The sequence below is a fragment of the Pseudomonas lactucae genome (assembly GCF_036688725.1).
In the GTDB taxonomy this organism is placed as follows: Bacteria; Pseudomonadota; Gammaproteobacteria; order Pseudomonadales; family Pseudomonadaceae; genus Aquipseudomonas; species Aquipseudomonas lactucae.
The window spans coordinates 68,624-89,850 of the sequence record NZ_JAQQPT010000025.1 but is presented as its reverse complement, the minus strand read 5'-3'; the positions used below and the strand labels follow the sequence as shown (position 1 = coordinate 89,850).

Below are 21,227 nucleotides of genomic sequence, written 5' to 3'. Positions count from 1 at the left end.
CTCGCCAATACCTTGCGTAGCAGCCGTCGAGCCCCGGCGAGGCTGCGTCTGCGGTCTGCCTGACACACAGCTGCCTCGCCGCCGCTACGACGACGGTTGGGGTCAGGCCAGTTGCAACTTGTGCTTCAGGCTCTGCATGACCTGCGCTTTGTTCTGCTGGTAATCACTCAAACCGCGCGCGCGCAGGTTGCACGCGTCGCAGTTACCGCAGCCACTGCCGATGATCCCGTTGTAGCAGGTCAGCGTGCTGTCACGCACCAGCTCCAGGGCATCGTGATAATCGGCCAATGCCCAGGTTTCAGCCTTGTTCAGCCACATCAGCGGGGTGTCGAGGCGCACGTCGTATTCCATGCCCAGCTTGAGCGCCTGGTTCAACGCCTTGACGAACTCGTCGCGGCAATCGGGGTAGCCGGAGAAGTCGGTTTCGCAGACGCCGGTGATCACCGCCTCAGCCTTGACCTGGTACGCGTAAATCGCCGCCAGGGTCAAAAACAGAATATTGCGACCTGGCACAAAGGTGCTGGGCAGGCTGTCGCCCGAGCTGTTCACGGTGGGTACCGGGATGTTGTCGCGGGTCAGGCTGCTGATGGCCAGTTCGTTGAGCAACGACACATCCATCACTTTGTGGACAGTGGCGCCCAACTGCCTGGCAAGCTTCTGGGCGACTTCGACTTCCGCCACATGGCGCTGACCATAATCGAAGGTAATGCAATGCACTTCGTCGTACAGCGCCAGCGCCTGGATCAGACAGGTCGTCGAATCCTGGCCGCCACTGAACACCATAACGGCTTTTTTACTCATGGGTTTGCTTCCTGCATCAGGAGGAGATAGAAACAGTTTAAAGGCCATGTCATAAAAAACCCCGCGCTTCTTGCGAAGGCGGGGCTTTTTGTTGCTCGGACCACTCAGTGTGCGTAAGTCAGCAACAGCTCTTTCGGCACTTGGAAATCCAGGGACATCATCACGCTGAGCGCGGTGATGGTGAAGATCGAGAACACGAACAGCTTGCGCGCCCAGACGGTGTCGTCCACCGCCTTGTAGCCGGTCCAGGCCATGTACAACCAGTACATGCCCATGGCGGCGGCGACGGCGAGGTAGCTCATGCCGGCGTAGCCACTGAAGGTCAACATCAAGGTCGCCACGAGGAAGGCCAGGATGTAGAGCAGGATGTGTTTCTTGGCAACCTGGATGCCACGCTTGACCGGCAGGACCGGGATCGAAGCAGCCAGGTAGTCGTTGAAACGGAAGATCGCGATGGCGTAGGAATGCGGCATCTGCCACAGGCTGAACATCACCAGCAGCACCAGCGCGGCCATGTCGAAGCTATTGGTTACAGCCACATAACCAATCACCGGCGGCATCGCCCCCGACAGACTGCCCACCAGCGTGCCGTGCACCGACTTGCGCTTGAGGTACAGGCTGTAGAGGCCGACGTAGATGACAAAACCGATCACGGCAAACAGCGCCGCCAGCGGGTTGGCCACCTTGTACAACAGCACTACACCGGCAACACCCAGGACGGTCGCGAAGATCAGTGCCAGCTTCAGGGAGATAAGGCCCTGGACCAGCACGCGATTCTTGGTGCGCTCCATCTTGATGTCGATGTCACGGTCGATGCAGTTGTTGAACACGCATCCGGAAGCTACCACCAGGGACGTGCCGATCATTGCAGCCAGGAAGATGGCCAGATCGACATGTCCCTTGGAGGCCAGGAAGAAACCGCCCGCCACAGAAAGCACGTTACCGAAAATGATCCCCGGTTTGGTGATTTGGATAAAGTGCTTAAGCGACATCGGGTTTTACCTCACTTCGCCATCATGTAGGTGTGGATGCTGAACATGATCCACAGCGACAGACCAACCAGCAGAACGATCACCAGGCCGGCGAACACGAACGCAATCACGTTCTCGCGCTGGGCCTCGGAGCGGTCCAGGTGCAGGAAGTACACCAGGTGAACCAGCACCTGGATCACCGCGAACGCCAACACGATCATCAAGGTGATCGACTTCGGCAGGGTTGGGTACATCACCAGGCCGAACGGGATCAGGGTCAGGATGACCGACAGGATGAAGCCGATAGCGTAAGACTTTACGCTGCCGTGGCTTGCATCGTGGCTGTCATGGGAGTGTGCATTAGCCATTACAGAGTCCCCATCAAGTAGACGACGGTGAATACGCAGATCCAGACCACGTCCAGGAAGTGCCAGAACAGGCTCAGGCAGCTCAGGCGCGTCTTGTTGGTGTTGGTCAGGCCGTGTTTATTGACCTGATACATCATCACCGCCATCCACAGCAGGCCGGCCGAAACGTGCAGGCCGTGGGTGCCGACCAGCGTGAAGAACGCCGACAGGAAGCCGCTGCGGTGCGGGCCGTAGCCTTCGGAGATCAGCAGGTGGAACTCGTTGATCTCCATGCCGATGAAGCCCAGGCCGAACAGGAAAGTCAGGCCCAGCCAGCTCAGTACGCCTTTCTTGTTGCCCTTGTAGAAGGCCAACATGGCGAAGCCGTAGGTGATCGAACTGAACAACAGCAAGGCGGTTTCGCCGAGCACGTAGGGCAGTTCGAAGATGTCGTGGCCCGACGGGCCACCCGCTACGTTGTTTACCAGTACCGCGTACACCGCGAAGATCGACGCAAACAAGATGCAGTCGGTCATCAGGTAGAGCCAGAAACCGAAGACGGTCATTGGCCCCGAGTCGTGGTGATGGTCATCGTGCCCATGGTCATCGACATGGGCGTGTCCAGCATTGGTCACTAAGTTCGACATGGTTTAAGCCTGTTCCAACGAGGTTTCTACACGGTTGGCCGGGATTTTCTTCTCGGCGACCAGGCGAGCGTGCTGCTCGGCTTCGATGCGCTCGATCGTTTCGACCGGCACCATGTAGCCTTGATCATCACGTGCTGCGTGGACAATGAAGTAGCCGATGGTGCCCACCAGGCTCACGATTGCCAGCCACCAGATGTGCCAGATCATCGCGAAACCGAACACGGTCAACAGCGCCCCCATCACCACGCCCGTGGCGGTGTTGCTTGGCATGTGGATCGGTTCGTAGTGCTTGGGTTGCTGGTACGCAGTACCGTCTTCCTTGGCTTCGGTGAACGCATCGATGGTGTTCGCAGTCGGGATCACGGCGAAGTTGTAGAACGGCGGTGGCGACGAGGTCGACCATTCCAGGGTGTGGCCATTCCATGGGTCGCCGGATTCGCACATGTTCTGCTTGCGATCACGCACGCTGACATACAGCTGGATCAGCTGGCAGGCGATACCCACAGCGATCATCACCGCACCGAACATGGCGACGTACAGGTACGGCACCCACTCAGGGTTGGTGGTGGCGTTCAGACGACGGGTCATGCCCATGAAGCCCAGTGCATAGAGCGGCATGAACGCGACGAAGAAGCCCGAGATCCAGAACCAGAAGGCAGCCTTGCCCCAACCTTCGTGCAGCTTGAAGCCGAATGCTTTCGGGAAGTAGAAGCTGAAGCCAGCGATGTAGCCGAATACCGCACCACCGATGATCACGTTGTGGAAGTGCGCGATCACGAACAGGCTGTTGTGCAGCACGAAGTCAGCACCCGGGATGGCCAGCAGTACGCCGGTCATGCCGCCGATGGCGAAGGTCACCATGAAGCCCAGGGTCCACAGGACCTGGCTGGTCATGCGCAGACGACCGTGGTAGATGGTGAACAGCCAGTTGAATAGCTTCACCCCCGTCGGGATGGAAATCAGCATCGTCGCCAGGCCGAAGAAGGCGTTGACGCTGGCCCCCGACCCCATGGTGAAGAAGTGGTGCAGCCATACCATGAAACCCAGCACGGAGATCGCGCCCGAGGCGTAGACCATCGAGTGGTGACCGAACAGGCGCTTGCCGGTAAAGGTCGAGATCACTTCGGAGAAGATACCGAACGCCGGCAGGATCAGGATGTACACCTCAGGGTGACCCCATGCCCAGAACAGGTTCACGTACATCATTGGATTGCCACCAAGTTCATTGGTGAAAATGTGGAAATCCAGGTAACGGTCAAGCGACAGCAGCGCCATGGTAGCGGCCAGGATCGGGAACGAAGCCACGATCAGCACGTTTGCCCAGGTGCAGGTCCAGGTGAAGATCGGCATGTCCATCAGCTTCATGCCAGGGGCGCGCATCTTCAGCACGGTGGCCAGGAAGTTGACCCCCGTCAGCGTCGTCCCGAGCCCTGATAACTGTAGCGCCCAGATGTAGTAGTCCACACCCACGCCAGGGCTGTACTGAATCCCCGACAGTGGCGGATACGCAACCCAACCGGTCTTGGCGAATTCGCCGACACCCAGGGAAACGTTGATCAGCACCACGCCGGACACCAGCAGCCAGAAGCTCAGGGAGTTCAGGAACGGGTAGGCAACGTCACGCGCACCGATCTGCAGCGGCACCGCAAGGTTCATCAGGCCGGTGAAGAAAGGCATCGCCATGAAAATGATCATGATCACACCGTGAGCGGTGAAGATCTGGTCATAGTGTTCAGGCGGCAGGTAGCCAGGCGAACCTTCGGTGGCCATGGCCAACTGGGTACGCATCATGATGGCGTCGGCAAAGCCGCGCAGCAGCATGACCATGGCAACGATGATGTACATCACGCCGATTTTCTTGTGGTCGACCGAAGTCAGCCACTCGGTCCACAGGTAGGTCCACTTCTTGAAGTAGGTGATACCTGCAAACAGTGCCAGACCACCCAGCGCGATCATGGCGATGGTAATCATCACAATCGGCTCGTGGAACGGGACCGCATCCCAACTTAATTTACCAAACATCGTTTACTCCTCTGCCCCAGCAGTTGAATGCGCGCCCGTGTCAGAACCTTCAACCGCGGCCACTTCTTTCTTCTCGTGCTTGACCGGCTTGCCTGGTTTCATGCCTTCGTACTTGTCGACGATTTTCTGAAACAGGTTCGGCTCGTACGCGGAGTACAGGGCGACTGGGTTGTTCTGGCTTGGTTTGGTCAGGGCGTCGTATTCAGCTTGATCAAGCTGTTTAGGTGCGGCCTTGACTTCGGCTACCCAGGCGTTGAAGTCTTCCTGGCTCGTCGAGATCGCTTTGAATTTCATGCCGGTGAAGCCAGCGCCGCTGTAGTTCGCGGAGATGCCTTCCATTTCAGCTTTCTGGTTGGCGATCAGGTGCAGCTTGGTCTGCATGCCTGCCATCGCGTAGATCTGGCCGCCCAGTGCAGGGATGAAGAACGAGTTCATCACGGCGTCGGAGGTGATCTTGAAGTTCAGCGGAGTGTGCTCCGGGAAGCGGATCTGGTTAACCGTGGCGATACCCAGGTCCGGGTAGATGAACAGCCACTTCCAGTCCAGCGCGACCACTTCGATGTTGATCGGCTTGGCATCGGATTCCAGCGGACGGTACGGGTCCAGAGCGTGGGTCGACTTGTAGGTCACATAACCCAGGGCAATGATGATGAGGATCGGGACCAGCCACACTGCGACTTCGATCTTGGTGGAGTGCGACCACTTCGGCGCGTAGGTGGCGCTGGTGTTCGACGCACGGTATTTCCAGGCGAAGGCGAAGGTCATGATGATCACAGGGACCACGACCAGCAGCATCAGCAGGGTGGCGGTGATGATCAGGTTGCGTTCATCCAGACCGACCTGTCCTTTTGGGTCGAGCAAGGTCCACTTGCAGCCTCCCAGCATTAACATCATGCCAAGCAGCGGCAAAAAGCCTAGTAATCGGGGGTACCTGTTTTTACTCATCTCACGACCTCTAAAGCAGCTTGCGCAATGCAGTTGGGTTTTGATCGCCAACACTTCACCCTGCCAAGGGTTGGCATTTCTCTTCGATTGAATAAGAGCCTGCCCGTCACGTCATACACGTACGCTTCACGGACCTGCGGTGAGTTCTTATTCGATTTCGTGGTTAAAGGCCTTGTTACAGACCAATTCCGTTTGGTGCGGATAGTTGAAAGGCTGCCGGAACCTTGGGGTCGCACAGAGCCATCCATCTGCTCCTCGACCGCTCCGATGCTCAAATATTGAACAGCATCGGACATTCAGTGCGGGCGATTGTAGTTAGCTGGCGATGTATAAACCATGTCTTATAAAGAAATAATTTTTATCGAAAGCAGCAATAATCCTTCACCAATATTGCAAAGGTTCGCGATCTTATCGTGTTCGATTCTCAACAAAAACCACAAAAATTGCCGTGTTATAGGGCAAAACGCCACGCCCCTTACCCCCGGTAAGGGCCTGCAAAACCTTTCCAAGTCCCCATAACACAAGGCGTTCGGACATCGGGCAAAGGCGCATCCGGCGTGAGGTCCAAGGCAGGACCCGAACCACGAACTGACAGCACTATTTGGCCCAAAAGTGCAAATTTAAGCGCTGCCACAGCGGGTCAGAAACGTCCTGCGGCAACTTCCGTGTGACAACATGTCGCACACTGCGCGCACCCAAAATTGTCCGGCGTCACGCTCTGTTCACAAAACCCGCACATGCAAAAACGCCCCGGCCTTCTTTCCAGAAGGGCCGGGGCGTTTCAGTGAATGGCTCAGGCCTTGCGCTGGCGATTACGATAGATCCCCAGAGGCACCAGGATCACCGTCAGCACGAACGCCACCAGCGCCCATTGCGCCAGGGACAGCCCAAGAATCGGCGGGTACGGCGTGCTGCAGAAGCCATCGACCTGGAAGCCCAGCGGAAACACCTTGGCCAGCGGCAGGTCATCGACAATGGGTTGCAGCACATCGACGCCGCAACTGACCTGCGGAAAGAACTGGGTGTACACATGGTGGCCGGCCGCAGCCACCCCGCCGAGGGCGCTGAGCACCACCAGGCCTTCAAAAAAGGTCAGGGCACCCTTGCTGCGCATGGCTGCGCCGAGGAACGCGAAGACCGCAATCAATAACAGTGCGTAGCGCTGCAGGATGCACAGCGGGCATGGCGCCTCGCCGAGCACCACCTGCATGTACAACGCCCCGCCAATCAGCGCCAGGCAGATGATGCCCAGCAACACCAGAAAGCGCCGCTCCTTGCCTAAACGCAGTTCGTCACTCATCCCCGTATTCCTTAGTTTGGTTGTGGCTATGGCCGCAAGTTTACACACAGAGTGTGGTTAAAACAGAAGGGGGTTAACGGGGGATTAATCGGGAAGAATGAGAGAAGCAAATGTGGGAAGGGCTTGCCCCCTCCCACACTTTGAACAGTGTTGTTTCGGAAAATCTATTCCAGGGCAGCTGCCGGGCCGAAGAATTCATAGCGGCTCTGCTTCTCCGGCACGCCCAAGGCCTTGAGGTGGCGCTTGACCGCCGCCATGAAGCCTTTAGGGCCCAGGAAGTATGCATCCACGTCACGCTGCTCAGGCAACCACGCCGCCAATTGCTCCTGGCTCAGCAGCCCGACCTTATCCGCCGCCGCGCTCACACCATCGTCCTCGGCATAGCAGTAGAAGCGCTTGAGTTGCGGATGCTTGGCCGCCAGTGCATCCACCCATTCGCGAAACGCATGCACCCCGCCATTGCGCGCACAGTGGATGAAGTGCACCGGACGCTCGGTGGCCAGGGCCGCTTCGAGCATCGGCAGGGTTGGCGTGATGCCGACTCCGCCGCTGATCAGCACCAGCGGTTTGTCGCTGTCTGCCAGAGTGAACTCGCCCGCTGGCGGGAACAGGTCAATCGTCGCGCCGACCTGTAACTGGTCATGCAAGTAGTTGGACACCCGCCCACCCGCTTCGCGCTTGACGCTGATGCGGTACTGGCCGGCATCGGTCAAGGCCGACAGGGAATAGTTGCGGCGCACTTCTTCGCCATCGAGCACCAGCTTCATACCGATGTACTGGCCGGGGGCCGCGCTGAGGATCGGGCCGTTATCCACCGGCGCAAAATAGAACGAGGTGATCTCGGCGCTTTCCTCCACGCGCTTGACCACGCTGAATGCCCGCGCACCGCGCCAGCCGCCGGGAGCCTGGGCCTTTTCTTGATAGATCGCGGCCTCGGCGCCGATCAGGATATCCGCCAGCTGGCCGTAGGCATTGCCCCAGGCGGTCATCACCTCAGGGGTGGCGATCTCGCTGCCCAGCACTTCGGAAATCGCCCGCAGCAGGCAAGCCCCCACGATCGGGTAATGCTCCGGCAGGATCTGCAGCGCCACATGCTTGTTGATGATCTTTGCGACCAGGTCGCCCAACTGGTCGAGCTGGTCGATATGCCGCGCATACATCAACACGCCATTGGCCAAGGCACGTGGCTGGTCGCCGCTGGCCTGATGGGCCTGATTGAACAGTGGACGCACCTCAGGGTACTCGGACAGCATCATGCGGTAGAAATGGGTGATCAGCGCTTCACCACCGCTTTCCAGCAAGGGCACGGTGGATTTGACGATGGCACGGTCTTGGGCATTGAGCATGGGAGCCTCCTGGGCTTCTTTACTGATTGCCTTTACCTACTCAGCATTCGTGCCAACTTATAAATCTTTGTTTTTCAATAGGCTAAATTAAATGTAGTCATTATGACTTCCTGCGCTTTATAGTCGTAAGGACTACAAGGAGTCATTATGACTGCGCAATCGCTGCTCACCACCCTACTGCCCCTGGTCGCCGATCTGTCCCGCGACTTGCCCGAAGGCGAGCGCTACCGCCGCCTGCTGCAAGCCATGCGCGCCCTGCTGCCCTGCGATGCCGCCGCCCTGTTACGACTGGACGGCGAATGGCTGGTGCCACTGGCTGTCGACGGCTTAAGCGCCGACACCTTGGGACGGCGTTTCAAGGTCAGCGAACATCCGCGCTTCGCCGTACTGTTGAGCAGCCCCGGCCCGACCCGCTTCGACAGCGACAGCCCATTGCCCGACCCCTATGACGGCCTGGTGGATGGCCTGCACGGGCACCTGCAAGTGCACGATTGCATGGGCTGCCCGCTGTTCGTCGACGACCAGCCCTGGGGCCTGCTGACGCTGGACGCGCTCGACACCGAACGCTTCGAGCGGGTTGAACTGGAGGCCCTGCAAGCCTTCGCCAGCCTCGCGGCGGCCACCGTCAACGTGGCCGAACGCATCGAGCGCCTGGCCTTGCGCGCCGAAGACGAGCACCAGCGCGCCGAGATCTACCGCCAGGCCAGCGGCCAGCAGCACAAAGAAATGATCGGGCAGAGCAAGACGCACAAACGCTTGGTCGAGGAAATCAAACTGGTGGGCGGCAGCGACCTCACCGTGCTGATTACCGGTGAAACCGGGGTGGGCAAGGAACTGGTCGCCCAAGCCATTCACGCAGCCTCGTCTCGGGCAGACAAGCCGCTGATCAGCCTCAACTGCGCCGCCCTGCCGGAAACCCTGGTGGAAAGCGAACTGTTCGGCCATGTGCGCGGCGCGTTTACCGGCGCGTTGAACGAGCGCCGTGGCAAATTCGAACTGGCCAACGGCGGCACATTATTCCTCGACGAAGTGGGCGAGCTGTCGCTGACCGTGCAGGCCAAGTTGCTGCGGGTGCTGCAAAGCGGCCAATTGCAACGGTTGGGGTCGGACAAGGAACACCAGGTCGACGTGCGCCTGATTGCCGCCACCAACCGCGACCTGGCCTTTGAGGTGCGTAACGGCCGCTATCGTGCCGATTTCTACCACCGTCTCAGCGTGTACCCACTGCAAGTACCGGCCCTGCGTGAACGCGGACGTGATGTGTTACTGCTGGCGGGCTTTTTCCTCGAGCAGAACCGCTCACGCATGGGCCTGGGCAGCCTGCGCCTGACCAGCGATGCCCAGGCGGCGCTGCTGGCCTATAACTGGCCAGGCAACGTGCGCGAGCTGGAACATTTGATCGGACGCAGCGCGCTGAAAGCCCTGGGCAACTGTCGCGAGCGTCCGAAGATTCTCAGCCTGAGCGCCCAGGACCTGGATTTGCCCGATGTCAGCGCACCGGTCATTGAAGAACCCACCCCAGTAGCGGCGATAACCGGCGACCTGCGCCAGGCCACTGAGCATTACCAGCGCCAGGTGATCAGCGCCAGCCTGGAACGCCACCAGCACAACTGGGCCAGCGCCGCCCGCGAACTGGGCTTGGACCGCGCCAACCTGGGCCGCATGGCCAGGCGCCTTGGAATGAAATAGAAGGGTCAACTCGGTCAAATGTGGGAGGGGTTTGCCCCCTCCCACATTTTTAGATAGCGCTCGCCTTGAGGACAGGACTCGCAGGCCTGGGCTTACGAAACACCAACACATTCCCCAGCATCACCAGCACCAACCCCGCCAACGCCGGCGCGGTCCATTGGTAGCCCTCGGCGAACGCCGACACGTTCAGCGCCACCACCGGAAACAGCACCGTGCAATACGCCGCCCGCTCCGGCCCCATGCGACCTACCAAGGTCAGATAAGCGGTAAACCCGATCACCGATCCGGGAATTACCAGGTACCACAAGGCGCCGATATACCGCGCACTCCAGTCCATCTCAAACGGAATCCCGCGCACCGCGCAATAGGTCGCCAGCATCGCAGCGCCATAGGCCATGCCCCAGGCATTGGTGGTCAACGGCTTGAGCCCGGCCTTCTGTTGCAGGCTCGAGAGCATATTGCCCGCCGAGAAACACATCGTCCCCAGCAACGCCAGACCCAGGCCAAGCAAGGTCTGCGGGCTGGCGGTATGCCCCACCAGTTCCGGCCAGAACAGCAAGCCCAACCCGGCCAGCCCGAGGCCGCCGCCCATTAACACATTGCGCGCCACGCGCTGGCCGAAAAATACGCGGGCGTTCAGCGCGTTCCAAAGCGTGGCCGTGGAAAACACCACCGCAACCAGGCCGCTGGGGATCCACTGGCTGGCGGTCAAAAAACACATGAAGTTGACGCAGAACAGACACAGGCCCTGAGCCACGCAGATCAAGTGCCCGCGCCGGTTCATCACCTGCAACCTGCGGCTGAGCAGCAACAGCACAAACAACACCAGTGCCGCCAGGCCAAAGCGATAGACAATCGACACCGCAATGGCCACCACGCCGAGTTGCCATTTGAGGGCGATCCAGGTGGTGCCCCAGATCAGCACAGTGAGTAAATACAGAGAAAGGTTCATCGCGGGCTCCATCAATAGAGCCACAGTGTCGCCCGCACGCCGTGCAACGCTCTTGCACATTCTTGCGCTTTTGTCGGGGCGCTGGGCTCACAGCGCCCGCCTCGCGGAGTAGGATGCAAGGCGTCAAAGAGAACTCACCATGCCAGACCTGGAATCGCTGCACGTTTTTCAAGCCCTTAACCGCTCGCCCAACGCACGCCTTGAGGCCTGCGCCGAGCTCGGTGACGGTTTGTCCGCGGCCTTATGGAGCAACCACCATGACGCCCAGGATTACCAGGCGCCCAGCCATCACACCTTGTCCTGTTACATCGGCGGCGGCACCGGCACGTTTCGGCGTGACCAACCAGGCACCAAGGGCGGGCCCGACAGGTTGTGCATTCTACCGGCCGAGCACCAGTCGGCGTGGGTGATCAACGGTGAGATCCGTCTGGCCCACGTGTATTTCAGCGCGGAGCAATTTGCCCTGGGCTGCATCACCCTGCTCGACCGCGAACCGCGCACCCTGGCGTTGCGTGAAAGCACGTTCCTCGAAGACGCCCGCCAGGCCCGGCGCTTCCACCAATTGATCGCGCTCAACTGGCACGAACCCGCCGAACGCCTGCTGACCAGCAGCCTGGCCCATGAACTGCTCAGCCACACCTTGCTCAACCAGGTGGGCGCGCGCGACGGCTTGCGTCTCAAAGGCGGGCTGGCGGCGTACCAGCGACGGTTATTGGTGGACTACATCGACCAGCACCTGGAAGAGCCGATCAGCCTCGGGCAATTGGCCGGGACGTGCGCGCTGTCGGAATACCATTTTGCGCGGATGTTCCGCCAAAGCTTCGGCCTGCCGCCCCACCAGTACCTGCTGGCGCGCCGGCTTACCCGCGCGCAGCACCTGTTACGCGGCGGTGCCCTGCCCCTCGGCGAGATCGCCCTGCTGTGCGGTTTTTCCAGCGCCAGCCACTTCACCCATCGCTTTCGCCAGGCCATGGGCGCCACGCCTGGCGATTACCGCCAAGCCTTCAGCTAAACCATCAAGCCCAGGGTCTTGGCCTTGGCCACCGCCTGGGTGCGTCGCTCCACACCGAGCTTGCTGTGGATACGCCGCGCGTGGGTCTTGACGGTGTGCAAGGAGATAAACAGCCGGTCGGCAATTTGCAGGTTGGAGCTGCCCAGGGCGATCAACTGCAACACCTCCAGTTCTCGCTGGCTCAAGGGGTTTTCCACCACGCCCGCGGTCGACGCCTGGGGTTCCATGCCCAGCTCACTGAGCAGCCCCGGCGCGCGCAAACGCAGCTCGCGAATCGCCTGCTGCACCTGGCAACGCGCCGCCAGCTCCAGCCCGGTTTGCAGTGAGCGCCGCGCCAGGCCAGGGTCGCCCAATTGCCAGGCCACTTCACCGAGCACCAGGTGCAGTTCGGTTTCCAGGCAGAGCATGCCGCGCTGGTGTGTGGTTTCCAGCAGCGCGCCGAGCCGCGCCAGCGGTTGCTCGGCGCAGCCCAGCTTGACCTCCGCCAGCACCAACAGGTACTCAAGACGCGGGATCAATTCCAGGGTGGCCGGCGGTGCCTGTTTGGCCTGGGGCCCACGGAAGTGGCGCAATACGCGGCGCACCGCTTCCACGGTCAATTCGGCGCGGCCCTGCTGCAACCAGAAGTGCCCACTGACCAACAACAGCACCGCGCGGTACACCGTGTCCGGCACCTGACGTTGCTGCATCAGCCGTTCGGCCTCGCGCAGTTGGAAAAAGGCCTGGGCGTAATCGCCATGATTGGCCGCCACCAGCGCCAGGCCCAGAAACCCATAGAGCACGCGCTTGTCCTGGCTATGCAGGCACATCTTCATGCCGCTCTCGAAACACTCGACGGCCAGGCTGTCCTGCCCCTGGCGCAGCGCCAGATGCCCACGGCGCAGCGCGATACGTCCCACCAGCGGCCCCGCGTCAAGCCGTTGCTTGAGCAACATCGCCTGCACCCCTTCCAGCAGGCTTTGCGCCCGATACGGCGCGCCGCGCTGTTCCAGCAACTGCGCGTGATCCAGCTCAAGCAGGGCCTCCAACAACAATGAGCCATGGGCACGGGCCAGGCACAACGCTTCACGGTTCAGGCCCTGGGCGACGTCCAGTTCACCACGCAGCAAGGCTTGCTGGGTCAGCCCCGACAGGCACATCAGGCGTGAGGTCCAGGCGCTGTCGGGCAAGGCGTGCAGCGCTTCCAGAAACTGTACGCGCGAGCGTTCGGCGTCGCCGCCCAGGTGCAACAACCAGCCCCACTGCGCCTGCCAACGCGCGAGCAGGTGTCGCTGCTTGGCCGCTGTCGGTTGCGGGGCAAACCGCGAGAGCTGATCAATACACACCGCCGCCTGGTCAAAGCGTCCGGCAAACAGCAACGCCGCGGTCACCAGCCCGACCAATTGCGCCGAGCCGAGCATCAATTCATCGCCATGTTGTTCATGCAGATGCAGCAACAGCGCCGCGTTGTGTTGGCGGAACAGGTCCTCAAAACTGAAGTGCTGCAACAGACTCACGGCCATTTCATATTCTTCGGCCTGCAGCGCCTGCTCGAAGGCGGCCTGCCAATCCTGTTCGGCACAGAACCACTGGCACGCTCGTCGATGCCACGAACGCTTGGCCGGCCAGGGAGCATCGCGCATCAACCGCGCCAGCGGCGGGAAAACCTGTAGCCAGTCGGTATCTTCCCACGGCTGGATAAACGCACCGAGTACCTGCAGATCGCGCAAATACTGGTCACCCTCCCCCGCACCGAACAGGTACTCGCACAGGCCGACGTTAAAACGCGGCAAATGGGCCAGCACCTGCCACGCCTGTGCCAGTTCGGGCGGCAACGTGCTGAAAAGTTCGTGTTGTAGATAGTCGAGCAGGGTTTTGTCGGGATGGCCGTCACCCAGCAAGGCAATGCGCACACCGGCGCACCAGCCGGCGCTGAACTGCAGCACGCTGTCGACCGATTGCCCGGGCGCGTGGTTGAGCAGCGGCTGGATTTCCGCCGGGGTGAACGCCAGTTCGGCGCCACACTCGAGCAGTTCATCGTCGAGCAGCAGCCGCGGCCAGTTGCACACCGGCCGCCGTCGCGCGCCCAGCCACCAGGTCAGCGCCGGGCTGCTGGCGGTGAGCAGGCGGTCGAGCAAGGCATCGGTGTCGGGGGCGGGCAGGCGGCAGAAATCATCGAGGAACAGCCAGGCCGGCGCTTGCCAGCGGCTGAGGTCGAGCAGCAAGGTGGCTTCATCGATAAACGTCAGGCCCAGGTTCTGCGCCAGGCGCTGGCACAGATCGAGCGGGCTGAGGACAGCGCCATTGAGCGGCAGCCAGTACACCTGGCAGCCCGTCGGCGCCTGCAACGCGCATTCGGCGAGCAAGGCACTCTTGCCGCTGCCGCCGGGCGCGCACAACAACTTGACCCGCACCTGCGACGCCAGCAAAGGCTCGGCCAGGCGCGGGCGCAGCAAATGGTGGGCGGACAGCCGAGGCATGAATCCAGGACGGTCCAGGCAGCGTGTCATGGCGGTCATTGCTGCATCCTGCGTTTTTATTGTTATGCAACCTGATGCGTACCCTAGTCCTGTGGTGGGCGGTTGTTGAAGAAGTATTCAGCGGGGTGATTGAGGGCCATGCACAAAACCGAATGTACACACAACCCAATGTGGGAGGGGGCTTGCTCCCTCCCACAGTGGATTGCATTTCACAGTGGATGGCACATTTCAGGTTGGGCTCAGCGTACGCCTTCAGCCCTCAAGGCCGCCGGGGTGTAGTCCGCCGCCTTGGCCGCGAAGCCGAACACGAAGCTGCTCTTCTCCTCGTTCTTCATGCCCAGCGCGATGTAGCGCCCGGCGATCAGGTCATACAGGGTTTCGACGGTGTAGGCCGGTACCTGGTGATCGTAGTAGAACTGCGCATGGCCTTCGGCAACCCGCCACAGCTGACCACGGCCGTCGTAGTGATCCACCAGCGCGACTTGCCAGCTGTCTTCGTCGATGTACATGTGCCGCTTGGCGTAGATATGCCGCTCGCTGGGCTTGACCGTGCCGACCACTTCCCACACTCGGTGCAACTCGTAGCGGGTCAGGTCCTGGTTGATGTGGCCGGCCTTGATGATGTCGTCGTACTTGAGCGTCGGCGAGTCGAGCTTGTAGCTGTTGTAGGGGATGTACATCTCTTTTTTGCCCACCAGCTTCCAGTCATAGCGGTCGGGGGCGCCGGAGAACATGTCGAAGTTGTCAGTGGTGCGCAGGCCGTCGGATGCGGTGCCCGGGCCGTCGTAGGACACTTGCGGCGCCCGCCGCACGCGGCGCTGGCCGGCGTTGTAGATCCAGGCCAGGCGCGGCTCTTTCACCTGATCGAGGGTTTCATGCACCAACAGCACGTTACCCGCCAGGCGCGCCGGGGCGGTGACCGATTGCTTGAAATAGCTCAGCACGTTGGCGGCCTTGGCCGGGTCGATATCCGGGATCGCTTGCGGCACGGCCACTTCTTCTTCGAAGCGGATCGGCGTGTAGCTGCCGTTGGTCTGCGGGGTGGCCTGGGTGATGATGCGGCGCAGATTGCCGCCGTGGTAACGGGTGATGTGGTTCCACAGCACCTCCACGCCGTTCTTCGGAATCGGGAACGCGTAGTAACGGTTGCCGGTGAAGTTCTCCAGGCCGTTACCGTCGTTGATTGCCTTGACGTTCAGCGCGCTGCGCTTGATCGACTCGTAGATATCCGCCGGCAGGTTGACCGTGCGATGGCTTGGGTACACCGGGATCTTGTAGGTCTCGGGGTAGCGCTTGAACATCGCCACCTGGCCGTCGGAGAGTTTGTCCTTGTACTTGTCGACGGTGGCGGCGGTGATCACGAACAACGGTTTTTCACTGGCGAACGGGTCGGCCAGGAAGCCTTTGCTGTCCACCGCGCCGGCGTTTTTGGGGATGCCGCCGGTCCAGGCCGGGATCGAGCCGTCGGCGTTGCCGGCCTTTTCGGCACCGACCGGCGTGAGGGTGGTGCCCAGCTTGGCGGCTTCTTCCGGCGACACCGCCGCCATCACGTGGGCGGCCAACAGACTCAGGGCCAGCACTGCAATTGTCTTACGCATAGGTTCTTGTCCTTCTTTAAGCCAAATCAGAAGTTCACGCCGAAGCTGAGGGCGAGGAAGTCACGGTCGGTCAGGGTGTTGTAGTCGCCGCCAAAGAAGTCGGTGTAGCTGAGGCTGGCGGTATAAGTGCTGCGGTAATCCGCATCCACGCCGACGCTGATGGCCTTGGCGCCTTTGTTGAACAGACCGTTGGGGCCGTAGCCGGCCACGTCATGGGACCAGGACAGGTTGGGCTTGAGGTTCACCCCGGCGATCGCGTTGTTGTAGTCGAGGATTGCCCGCGCACGGTAGCCCCAGGAGGTGGAGGTGACGAAACCGTCGGTGTCCCCCTCGAAGCCATAAGCGCCGTACACCGAGTCGCGGCCGTAACGCAGTTTGGATTTGTCTTCCAGGCCGGCCACGTGCACCACGGCCGCTTCGCCCACCAGTGTCAGGCGTTCGGCGCCCAGCACCTGGTCGAAGAACTGGGTCATGGAGCTTTGGATCTGGGTGATTTCCTTGCGGCGATAGCCTTTGTTGTCGCTGCCGAAATTGCTGCGGATGGGCGAGGCCGTTTGGTTGGCGATCGGGTTGACCAGTGCCAGGGTCAGGTCGGTGGTGTTGAGTTGTACCGGGGCGTTGGGCCGGTAGCTGATCTCGCCGGTCCACGCGGTGCCGGTGGGCAAGGTGGTGGAGAAGCTCGCACCGAACAGGCGGATGTCTTCCGGGTAATCCAGATAGTACTGGCCACGACCAAGCATGGTGCTCTGGGCCAGGGCGCCACGGAAGGCCGCCGGGGTGGCCGCACTGATCGCGCCGATGGTCGCCAGGTTGGTATTGGCGGTAATGGTGCCCACGGTCGGAGTACGGCTGTGGTAGTTCATGAAGTACAGGCCGTATTCGGTGTCGTCACCCAGCCAGCGCAAGGCGGCGCCGAACTGGCCGGAATCCCGTGCATCACGGTCGCCGGCACGCTGCACCACCACGCCTTCGCGGGTCACCACGAAGCCTTGACCACGGGCGGCGGCAATCGGTTGCAGCGGCGCAATCCCCGGGCTGCCCACCGTGTAGTTGCCGGTGCAGCCATCTGCCGCCACGTCACCGCCGAAGAAGGTGCCGCAGTTGTCCAGTACGGTCTGGTCCCATTCCAGCTGGTAGAAGCCTTCCACGGTCAATTGGTTGGTCAGGCTCTGGGAGGCGAACAGCATGTTCACCGGGATCAGGCCTTCCTTGATCTCGGCGCCTGGCCGACGGAACGCCGACACGTCGATCGGGTTGATGCTGTTGATGGAGTTGCCGATGAAGGTACTTTCGCCCCAGCTGACCACCTGCTTGCCGGCGCGCACGGTGCCCGGCAGATCGCCGAGGGAGTAGTTGTGGTAGACGAAGGCATCGAGGATCTGCGCACCGCTGGACTTGGCGCCTTCCTTGCGATTGTGGTCGCTGATCTGCTTGAACTCGCGGTCCTCGTCCTTGAGTTCGAAGTCGTACCAGTACTTGCCGCGTACGAACACACCGGTGTCGCCGTACTTCAGCTCCAGGTCGTGCAGGCCCTTGAAGATCTTGGAGAAGGTCTCGCCCTTCTTGAAGTTCAGACGCCCGTCATCCCCGGTGGACGCCTGCCCCGTGCCGCCGTTGACGGTGCCGACCAGGCTCTTGTCGGCATCGCGCATGCCCCAACTCGCGCCCACCGACAGCGAGGAGTCGAATTGCCCTTCGATCTCGCCAATGTTGAACGAAACAGCCTGTGCCTGGGCACAGCAACCCAACGCAACCGCAGCGGCCAGCGCCTGTGGCGTGAAGATGGCGCGCATTGTTGTTTTTGTCATGCGTCTTCCCCGGTGAGTGACAGAAGGCTTCACCCTACTGCCGCGCACCGGGAGCGATAAGCGCACCAAGGAGGGATTCGTGCTGTCGCTCGAAAGGATTACCGGGCGCTCTGGCCTGGGTCTGGGCGATGACATGCATCGGCTGGATAGCGGGTTATCAGGGGAATGGATGGCGCCGCCCACGACTGTTGCCGTTTCAGTAACAGTCCTTGTCCCGAACGGCTATTACTCATTCGCTGACAAGCGACTATTCTGGCCGGGCTTTCAGGGCAAACCGCCCGCTTTCGACACCGGAAGAAAAGCCAGACTCAAATGGATTGATGCTTTTTTTCAATCTGTTACCGCTGTTCACTGACGTTGATTTGTCGCTCCTTGATCCAACGTCTTACTTCGGCCGCTGCGTTTGCAGCGGCCTTTTTTATGCCAAAAATAAAACGGGGCGCCTTCAGCGCCCCGTTAGATTCAATGGTGTTCAAGCAACGATCACAGGCTGTATTTCTGCAAGTTGGCCATCATCTCCTTCAACGCTTCAATGTTGTCCTTGGGATGAGCCGCGCCGTCGAAGTCACAGATCTGCTGCCAGTGTGCCGCCACTTCGTCGGGCGAAAAGCCGGCCTCGGGATCAAAGCCCACGCCCAGGCTGCGCTCCCAGCGGGTCTTGCCGATCCAACCGCCGCCCACTTCAAACAGACCCGAAGTTTCCTGGCACGCCTCGCTGCCCAGGTACACCACCAGCGGGCTGACCAGCTCCGGCTTGAGACGCTCGAAGACCTGCGGCGGGATCAGGCCTTCGGTCATGCGCGTGCCGCCGGTAGGCGCGATGGCGTTGACCAGGATGTTGTTCTTGCGCCCTTCCAGCGCCAGGGTACGTGTCAGACCATACAGGCCAAGCTTGGCCATGCCGTAGTTGGACTGCCCGAAGTTGCCATAGATACCCGAGGTGGACGCGGTGAAAATCACGCGGCCATAGCCTTGCTCACGCAGATGGGGCCAGGCGGCGCGGGTGACTTTGTAAGCGCCTTCGACGTGCACTCGGTAAACCAGGTCCCAGTCAGCGTCATCCATTTTGTGGAAGGTTTTGTCGCGCAGGATGCCGGCATTGTTGACCACTACGTCGATGCGACCAAACACGTCGAGGGCGTGCTGTACGATCTTGTCACCCTCGGTGACAGAGTCATGGTTAGCCTCAGCGATACCGCCCGCCGCGCGGATCTCAGCCACTACCCGATCAGCCGCCGACGCATTGGCGCCTTCGCCCTGGGTAGAACCACCGAGATCGTTGACCAGCACCTTGGCCCCGTACCTGGCGAACAGCAGCGCATGGGCCCGGCCCAATCCGCCGCCGGCACCGGTGACGATCACGACCTTATCCTGGAACTGCACTGACTCACTCATACCGAACTCCAATGGCGACGATGGGAATGGGTCGAGTGTCAGGCACGCAGCCGCCGGTCACAATAAAGTCGACCAGAGCTGAATGGTGCTCGATAAGGCTGGGGGATGATCCTGCGGCTCAGGAATAAGCCATGCGCGACTCAACCTTGCGGATGCGATCACGAAATGCCAGGTAGTGCTTGAGCACGTGTACCGGCGCCTCGATCTGCGGATAGTGACCGATATTGGCCAGCAGCACCGTATCAGCATCGGGCACCAGGTGATGGTATCGCTCGACCGTATGCGCACCGGAAATCGGGTCGACCTCACCCGCGATGACGCGCAGCGGCACTTCGTCCTGCTGCATCGCCGCCACCCACCGGTCACGCAGACGCCGGCGCTGGGGAATATAGGCAATCAACTTATGCAGGATGCGCGTGCCGTCGTTGCACTCGATCAGGCTCCAGAAATCATCCAGAGCGCTTTCGCTGGGGCGGGTATCGGGACCAAAAATCTCGTTGAAGCTGTTCGCCAGGGCATTGCGCCCAAAGGCACGCCCGATCATCCAGCCCAGCGGGCTGAGCAAGAGCTTTTGTACCAGCGCCGGGCGATGGGTTTCAGGGAACAACCCACCGTTGAGAAACACACCACTGGCCATCTGGAACCGGCCCTCATAGTGACGAGCCAACAGTTCCTGGGCGACGCTGTCGCCGTAGTCATGGGCCAGCACATGCACCGGCTGCTCGACCCGCAGGTGTTCGAGCAGGGCTTGTTGCAAATCCGCCTGCTCCAGCAGGCAATAGCCATGGTCCAGCGGCTTGGCCGAATCGCCAAAACCGAGCATGTCGCAGGCGATGACCAGGTGATGCTGAGCCAACGGTTGCCACAGGTAATGCCAGTCCCAACTGGCGGTGGGAAAGCCATGGATCAGCAGCAGCGGCTCACCCTGCCCCGCCACCCAATAACGGATGGTGCGGCCGCGAAAGTCGAAACTCTGGCCGCGTTTGCGCCAGGCTCTGAGCGGGATCTCGGCGAGTGGCATCAGCTTCTATACCCAGGGTCTTGAGCATCCAATTTGCGTAGCAACGCCGGCCAGGCCAGCGCGCCCCCCATACCTTGAGCACTCTTTGTGACAGCCGCCACCATGGCTTTGGCGCCCGCCAGAATCTGCGGACCGATGGCAATCAATTCAGCGCCGCCGTTTTGCGCCAGCACCTGGATATCGCAGGCGCGCTGGAACGTGAACATCATCAGGAAGGTGTCGGCGATGGTGCTGGCGCAGGTCAGCAGGCCATGGTTGTGCAGCATCAGGAAATTATTCTCGCCCAGGTCGGCCTGCAGGCGCGCCTTCTCTTCATGGTTCAGTGCCACACCTTCGTAGGCATGATAGGCCAGGCTCGACAGCACGAAGATCGATTGCTGACTGATCGGCAACACGCCCTGCTTTTGCGCGGCCACCGCAACACCGGCGGCGGTATGGGTGTGCAGCACACAGGTCACATCGTGACGCACCTCGTGGATGGCGCTGTGGATCGTGTAGCCGGCCGGGTTGATCTCGTAAGGGCTGTCCATCAACTTGTTACCCGCCTGGTCGACCTTGACCAGGCTCGACGCCGTGATTTCGTGGAACATCAGCCCGTAGGGGTTGATCAAAAAATCATCGGTGCCCGGCACCTTGGCCGAAATATGCGTGAAGATCAGGTCATCCCAGCCATGCATCGCCACCAGGCGATAGCAAGCCGCCAGGTCGACACGGGTTTGCCATTCGGCAGCGCTGACCTGGTCTTTGACATTCTGTGGCGATAGAACGGGGGCTATGCTCACGATGAATCTCCTTGACGCACTTTATTATTGTTTTTCGAGTGGTGGGCCCAGTCTAGTCAGACACCCAGGCCCAAGGAGTTGCCTTCGCAGCCAGCTTGATGACCGTGCGGGTCAGCCTTGAGGATAGTTTAA

The 21,227-nt window shown here is 60.8% G+C and carries 18 protein-coding genes; 3 read left to right on the top strand and 15 right to left on the bottom strand.

The window, feature by feature from the left end; all coding sequences use genetic code 11:
- Nucleotides 1-102 precede the first annotated feature (102 nt).
- From queC to hmpA, 8 genes are all read right to left on the bottom strand, one after another.
- Nucleotides 103-801: a 7-cyano-7-deazaguanine synthase QueC gene (gene queC / locus V6M90_RS25345; RefSeq protein WP_332847299.1), complete on the bottom strand. Its 699-nt coding sequence runs from the start codon at nt 799-801 to the stop codon at nt 103-105.
- Nucleotides 802-905: 104 nt separating this feature from the next.
- Nucleotides 906-1,793 carry a heme o synthase gene (cyoE, locus tag V6M90_RS25340; protein WP_003176002.1) on the bottom strand — a complete coding sequence of 296 codons (888 nt, stop codon included), beginning with the start codon at nt 1,791-1,793 and terminating at the stop codon, nt 906-908.
- 11 nt (nt 1,794-1,804) lie between these two features.
- On the bottom strand, nt 1,805-2,140 hold the full coding sequence (gene cyoD, locus V6M90_RS25335) for a cytochrome o ubiquinol oxidase subunit IV (RefSeq protein WP_003176003.1): 336 nt from the start codon (nt 2,138-2,140) through the stop codon (nt 1,805-1,807).
- Nucleotides 2,140-2,766, bottom strand: a complete 627-nt coding sequence (locus tag V6M90_RS25330) for a cytochrome o ubiquinol oxidase subunit III (protein WP_003176004.1) — start codon at nt 2,764-2,766, stop codon at nt 2,140-2,142. Before V6M90_RS25330 ends, cyoD begins: the two co-directional genes overlap by 1 nt.
- Nucleotides 2,767-2,769: 3 nt before the next feature.
- Nucleotides 2,770-4,788 carry a cytochrome o ubiquinol oxidase subunit I gene (gene cyoB / locus V6M90_RS25325; RefSeq protein ID WP_003176005.1) on the bottom strand — a complete coding sequence of 673 codons (2,019 nt, stop codon included), beginning with the start codon at nt 4,786-4,788 and terminating at the stop codon, nt 2,770-2,772.
- A 3-nt stretch (nt 4,789-4,791) separates the two neighbouring features.
- On the bottom strand, nt 4,792-5,733 hold the full coding sequence (gene cyoA, locus V6M90_RS25320) for a ubiquinol oxidase subunit II (protein ID WP_042945268.1): 942 nt from the start codon (nt 5,731-5,733) through the stop codon (nt 4,792-4,794).
- A gap of 793 nt (nt 5,734-6,526) precedes the next feature.
- Nucleotides 6,527-7,033 (bottom strand): disulfide bond formation protein B, encoded by a 507-nt coding sequence (locus tag V6M90_RS25310; protein WP_003176007.1) that lies wholly within the window; start codon nt 7,031-7,033, stop codon nt 6,527-6,529.
- A gap of 164 nt (nt 7,034-7,197) precedes the next feature.
- Nucleotides 7,198-8,379 (bottom strand): NO-inducible flavohemoprotein, encoded by a 1,182-nt coding sequence (gene hmpA / locus V6M90_RS25305; RefSeq protein ID WP_003176008.1) that lies wholly within the window; start codon nt 8,377-8,379, stop codon nt 7,198-7,200.
- Between the two features lie 147 nt (nt 8,380-8,526).
- Here hmpA and norR point away from each other — a divergent pair, with 147 nt between their 5' ends.
- A complete protein-coding gene (gene norR, locus V6M90_RS25300) occupies nt 8,527-10,068 on the top strand; it encodes a nitric oxide reductase transcriptional regulator NorR (RefSeq protein ID WP_003176009.1) in 1,542 nt (513 codons plus the stop codon).
- 49 nt (nt 10,069-10,117) lie between these two features.
- On the opposite strand, the gene V6M90_RS25295 is transcribed toward norR, so the two are convergent.
- Nucleotides 10,118-11,020 carry a DMT family transporter gene (locus V6M90_RS25295; protein ID WP_003176010.1) on the bottom strand — a complete coding sequence of 301 codons (903 nt, stop codon included), beginning with the start codon at nt 11,018-11,020 and terminating at the stop codon, nt 10,118-10,120.
- Nucleotides 11,021-11,159: 139 nt separating this feature from the next.
- Between V6M90_RS25295 and V6M90_RS25290 the strand changes: the two genes are divergently transcribed.
- Nucleotides 11,160-12,032: a helix-turn-helix domain-containing protein gene (locus V6M90_RS25290; protein ID WP_003176012.1), complete on the top strand. Its 873-nt coding sequence runs from the start codon at nt 11,160-11,162 to the stop codon at nt 12,030-12,032.
- On the opposite strand, the gene V6M90_RS25285 is transcribed toward V6M90_RS25290, so the two are convergent.
- The 3 genes from V6M90_RS25285 to V6M90_RS25275 all read right to left on the bottom strand — a co-directional run bounded on the left by V6M90_RS25285 (nt 12,029) and on the right by V6M90_RS25275 (nt 17,897).
- A complete protein-coding gene (locus V6M90_RS25285) occupies nt 12,029-14,530 on the bottom strand; it encodes a LuxR C-terminal-related transcriptional regulator (protein ID WP_003176013.1) in 2,502 nt (833 codons plus the stop codon). The two genes, V6M90_RS25290 and V6M90_RS25285, sit on opposite strands and share 4 nt — an antisense overlap.
- Before the next feature lie 200 nt (nt 14,531-14,730).
- Entirely contained in the window at nt 14,731-16,089 is a 1,359-nt protein-coding gene (locus V6M90_RS25280; RefSeq protein ID WP_003176014.1) for a DUF1329 domain-containing protein, read from the bottom strand.
- A gap of 26 nt (nt 16,090-16,115) precedes the next feature.
- Nucleotides 16,116-17,897 (bottom strand): DUF1302 domain-containing protein, encoded by a 1,782-nt coding sequence (locus tag V6M90_RS25275; protein ID WP_003176015.1) that lies wholly within the window; start codon nt 17,895-17,897, stop codon nt 16,116-16,118.
- Nucleotides 17,898-17,976: 79 nt separating this feature from the next.
- Between V6M90_RS25275 and V6M90_RS25270 the strand changes: the two genes are divergently transcribed.
- Nucleotides 17,977-18,252 (top strand): hypothetical protein, encoded by a 276-nt coding sequence (locus V6M90_RS25270; RefSeq protein ID WP_141064797.1) that lies wholly within the window; start codon nt 17,977-17,979, stop codon nt 18,250-18,252.
- A 128-nt stretch (nt 18,253-18,380) separates the two neighbouring features.
- Here the strand turns inward: V6M90_RS25270 and V6M90_RS25265 are convergent, their stop codons facing one another.
- The 3 genes from V6M90_RS25265 to V6M90_RS25255 all read right to left on the bottom strand — a co-directional run bounded on the left by V6M90_RS25265 (nt 18,381) and on the right by V6M90_RS25255 (nt 21,095).
- Entirely contained in the window at nt 18,381-19,292 is a 912-nt protein-coding gene (locus V6M90_RS25265) for an SDR family oxidoreductase (RefSeq protein WP_003176019.1), read from the bottom strand.
- A gap of 118 nt (nt 19,293-19,410) precedes the next feature.
- Complete coding sequence (locus tag V6M90_RS25260; RefSeq protein ID WP_003176020.1) at nt 19,411-20,313, bottom strand: alpha/beta fold hydrolase; 903 nt, start codon at nt 20,311-20,313, stop codon at nt 19,411-19,413.
- Nucleotides 20,313-21,095, bottom strand: a complete 783-nt coding sequence (locus tag V6M90_RS25255) for a class II aldolase/adducin family protein (protein WP_003176021.1) — start codon at nt 21,093-21,095, stop codon at nt 20,313-20,315. Before V6M90_RS25255 ends, V6M90_RS25260 begins: the two co-directional genes overlap by 1 nt.
- Between the last annotated feature and the right edge of the window lie 132 nt (nt 21,096-21,227).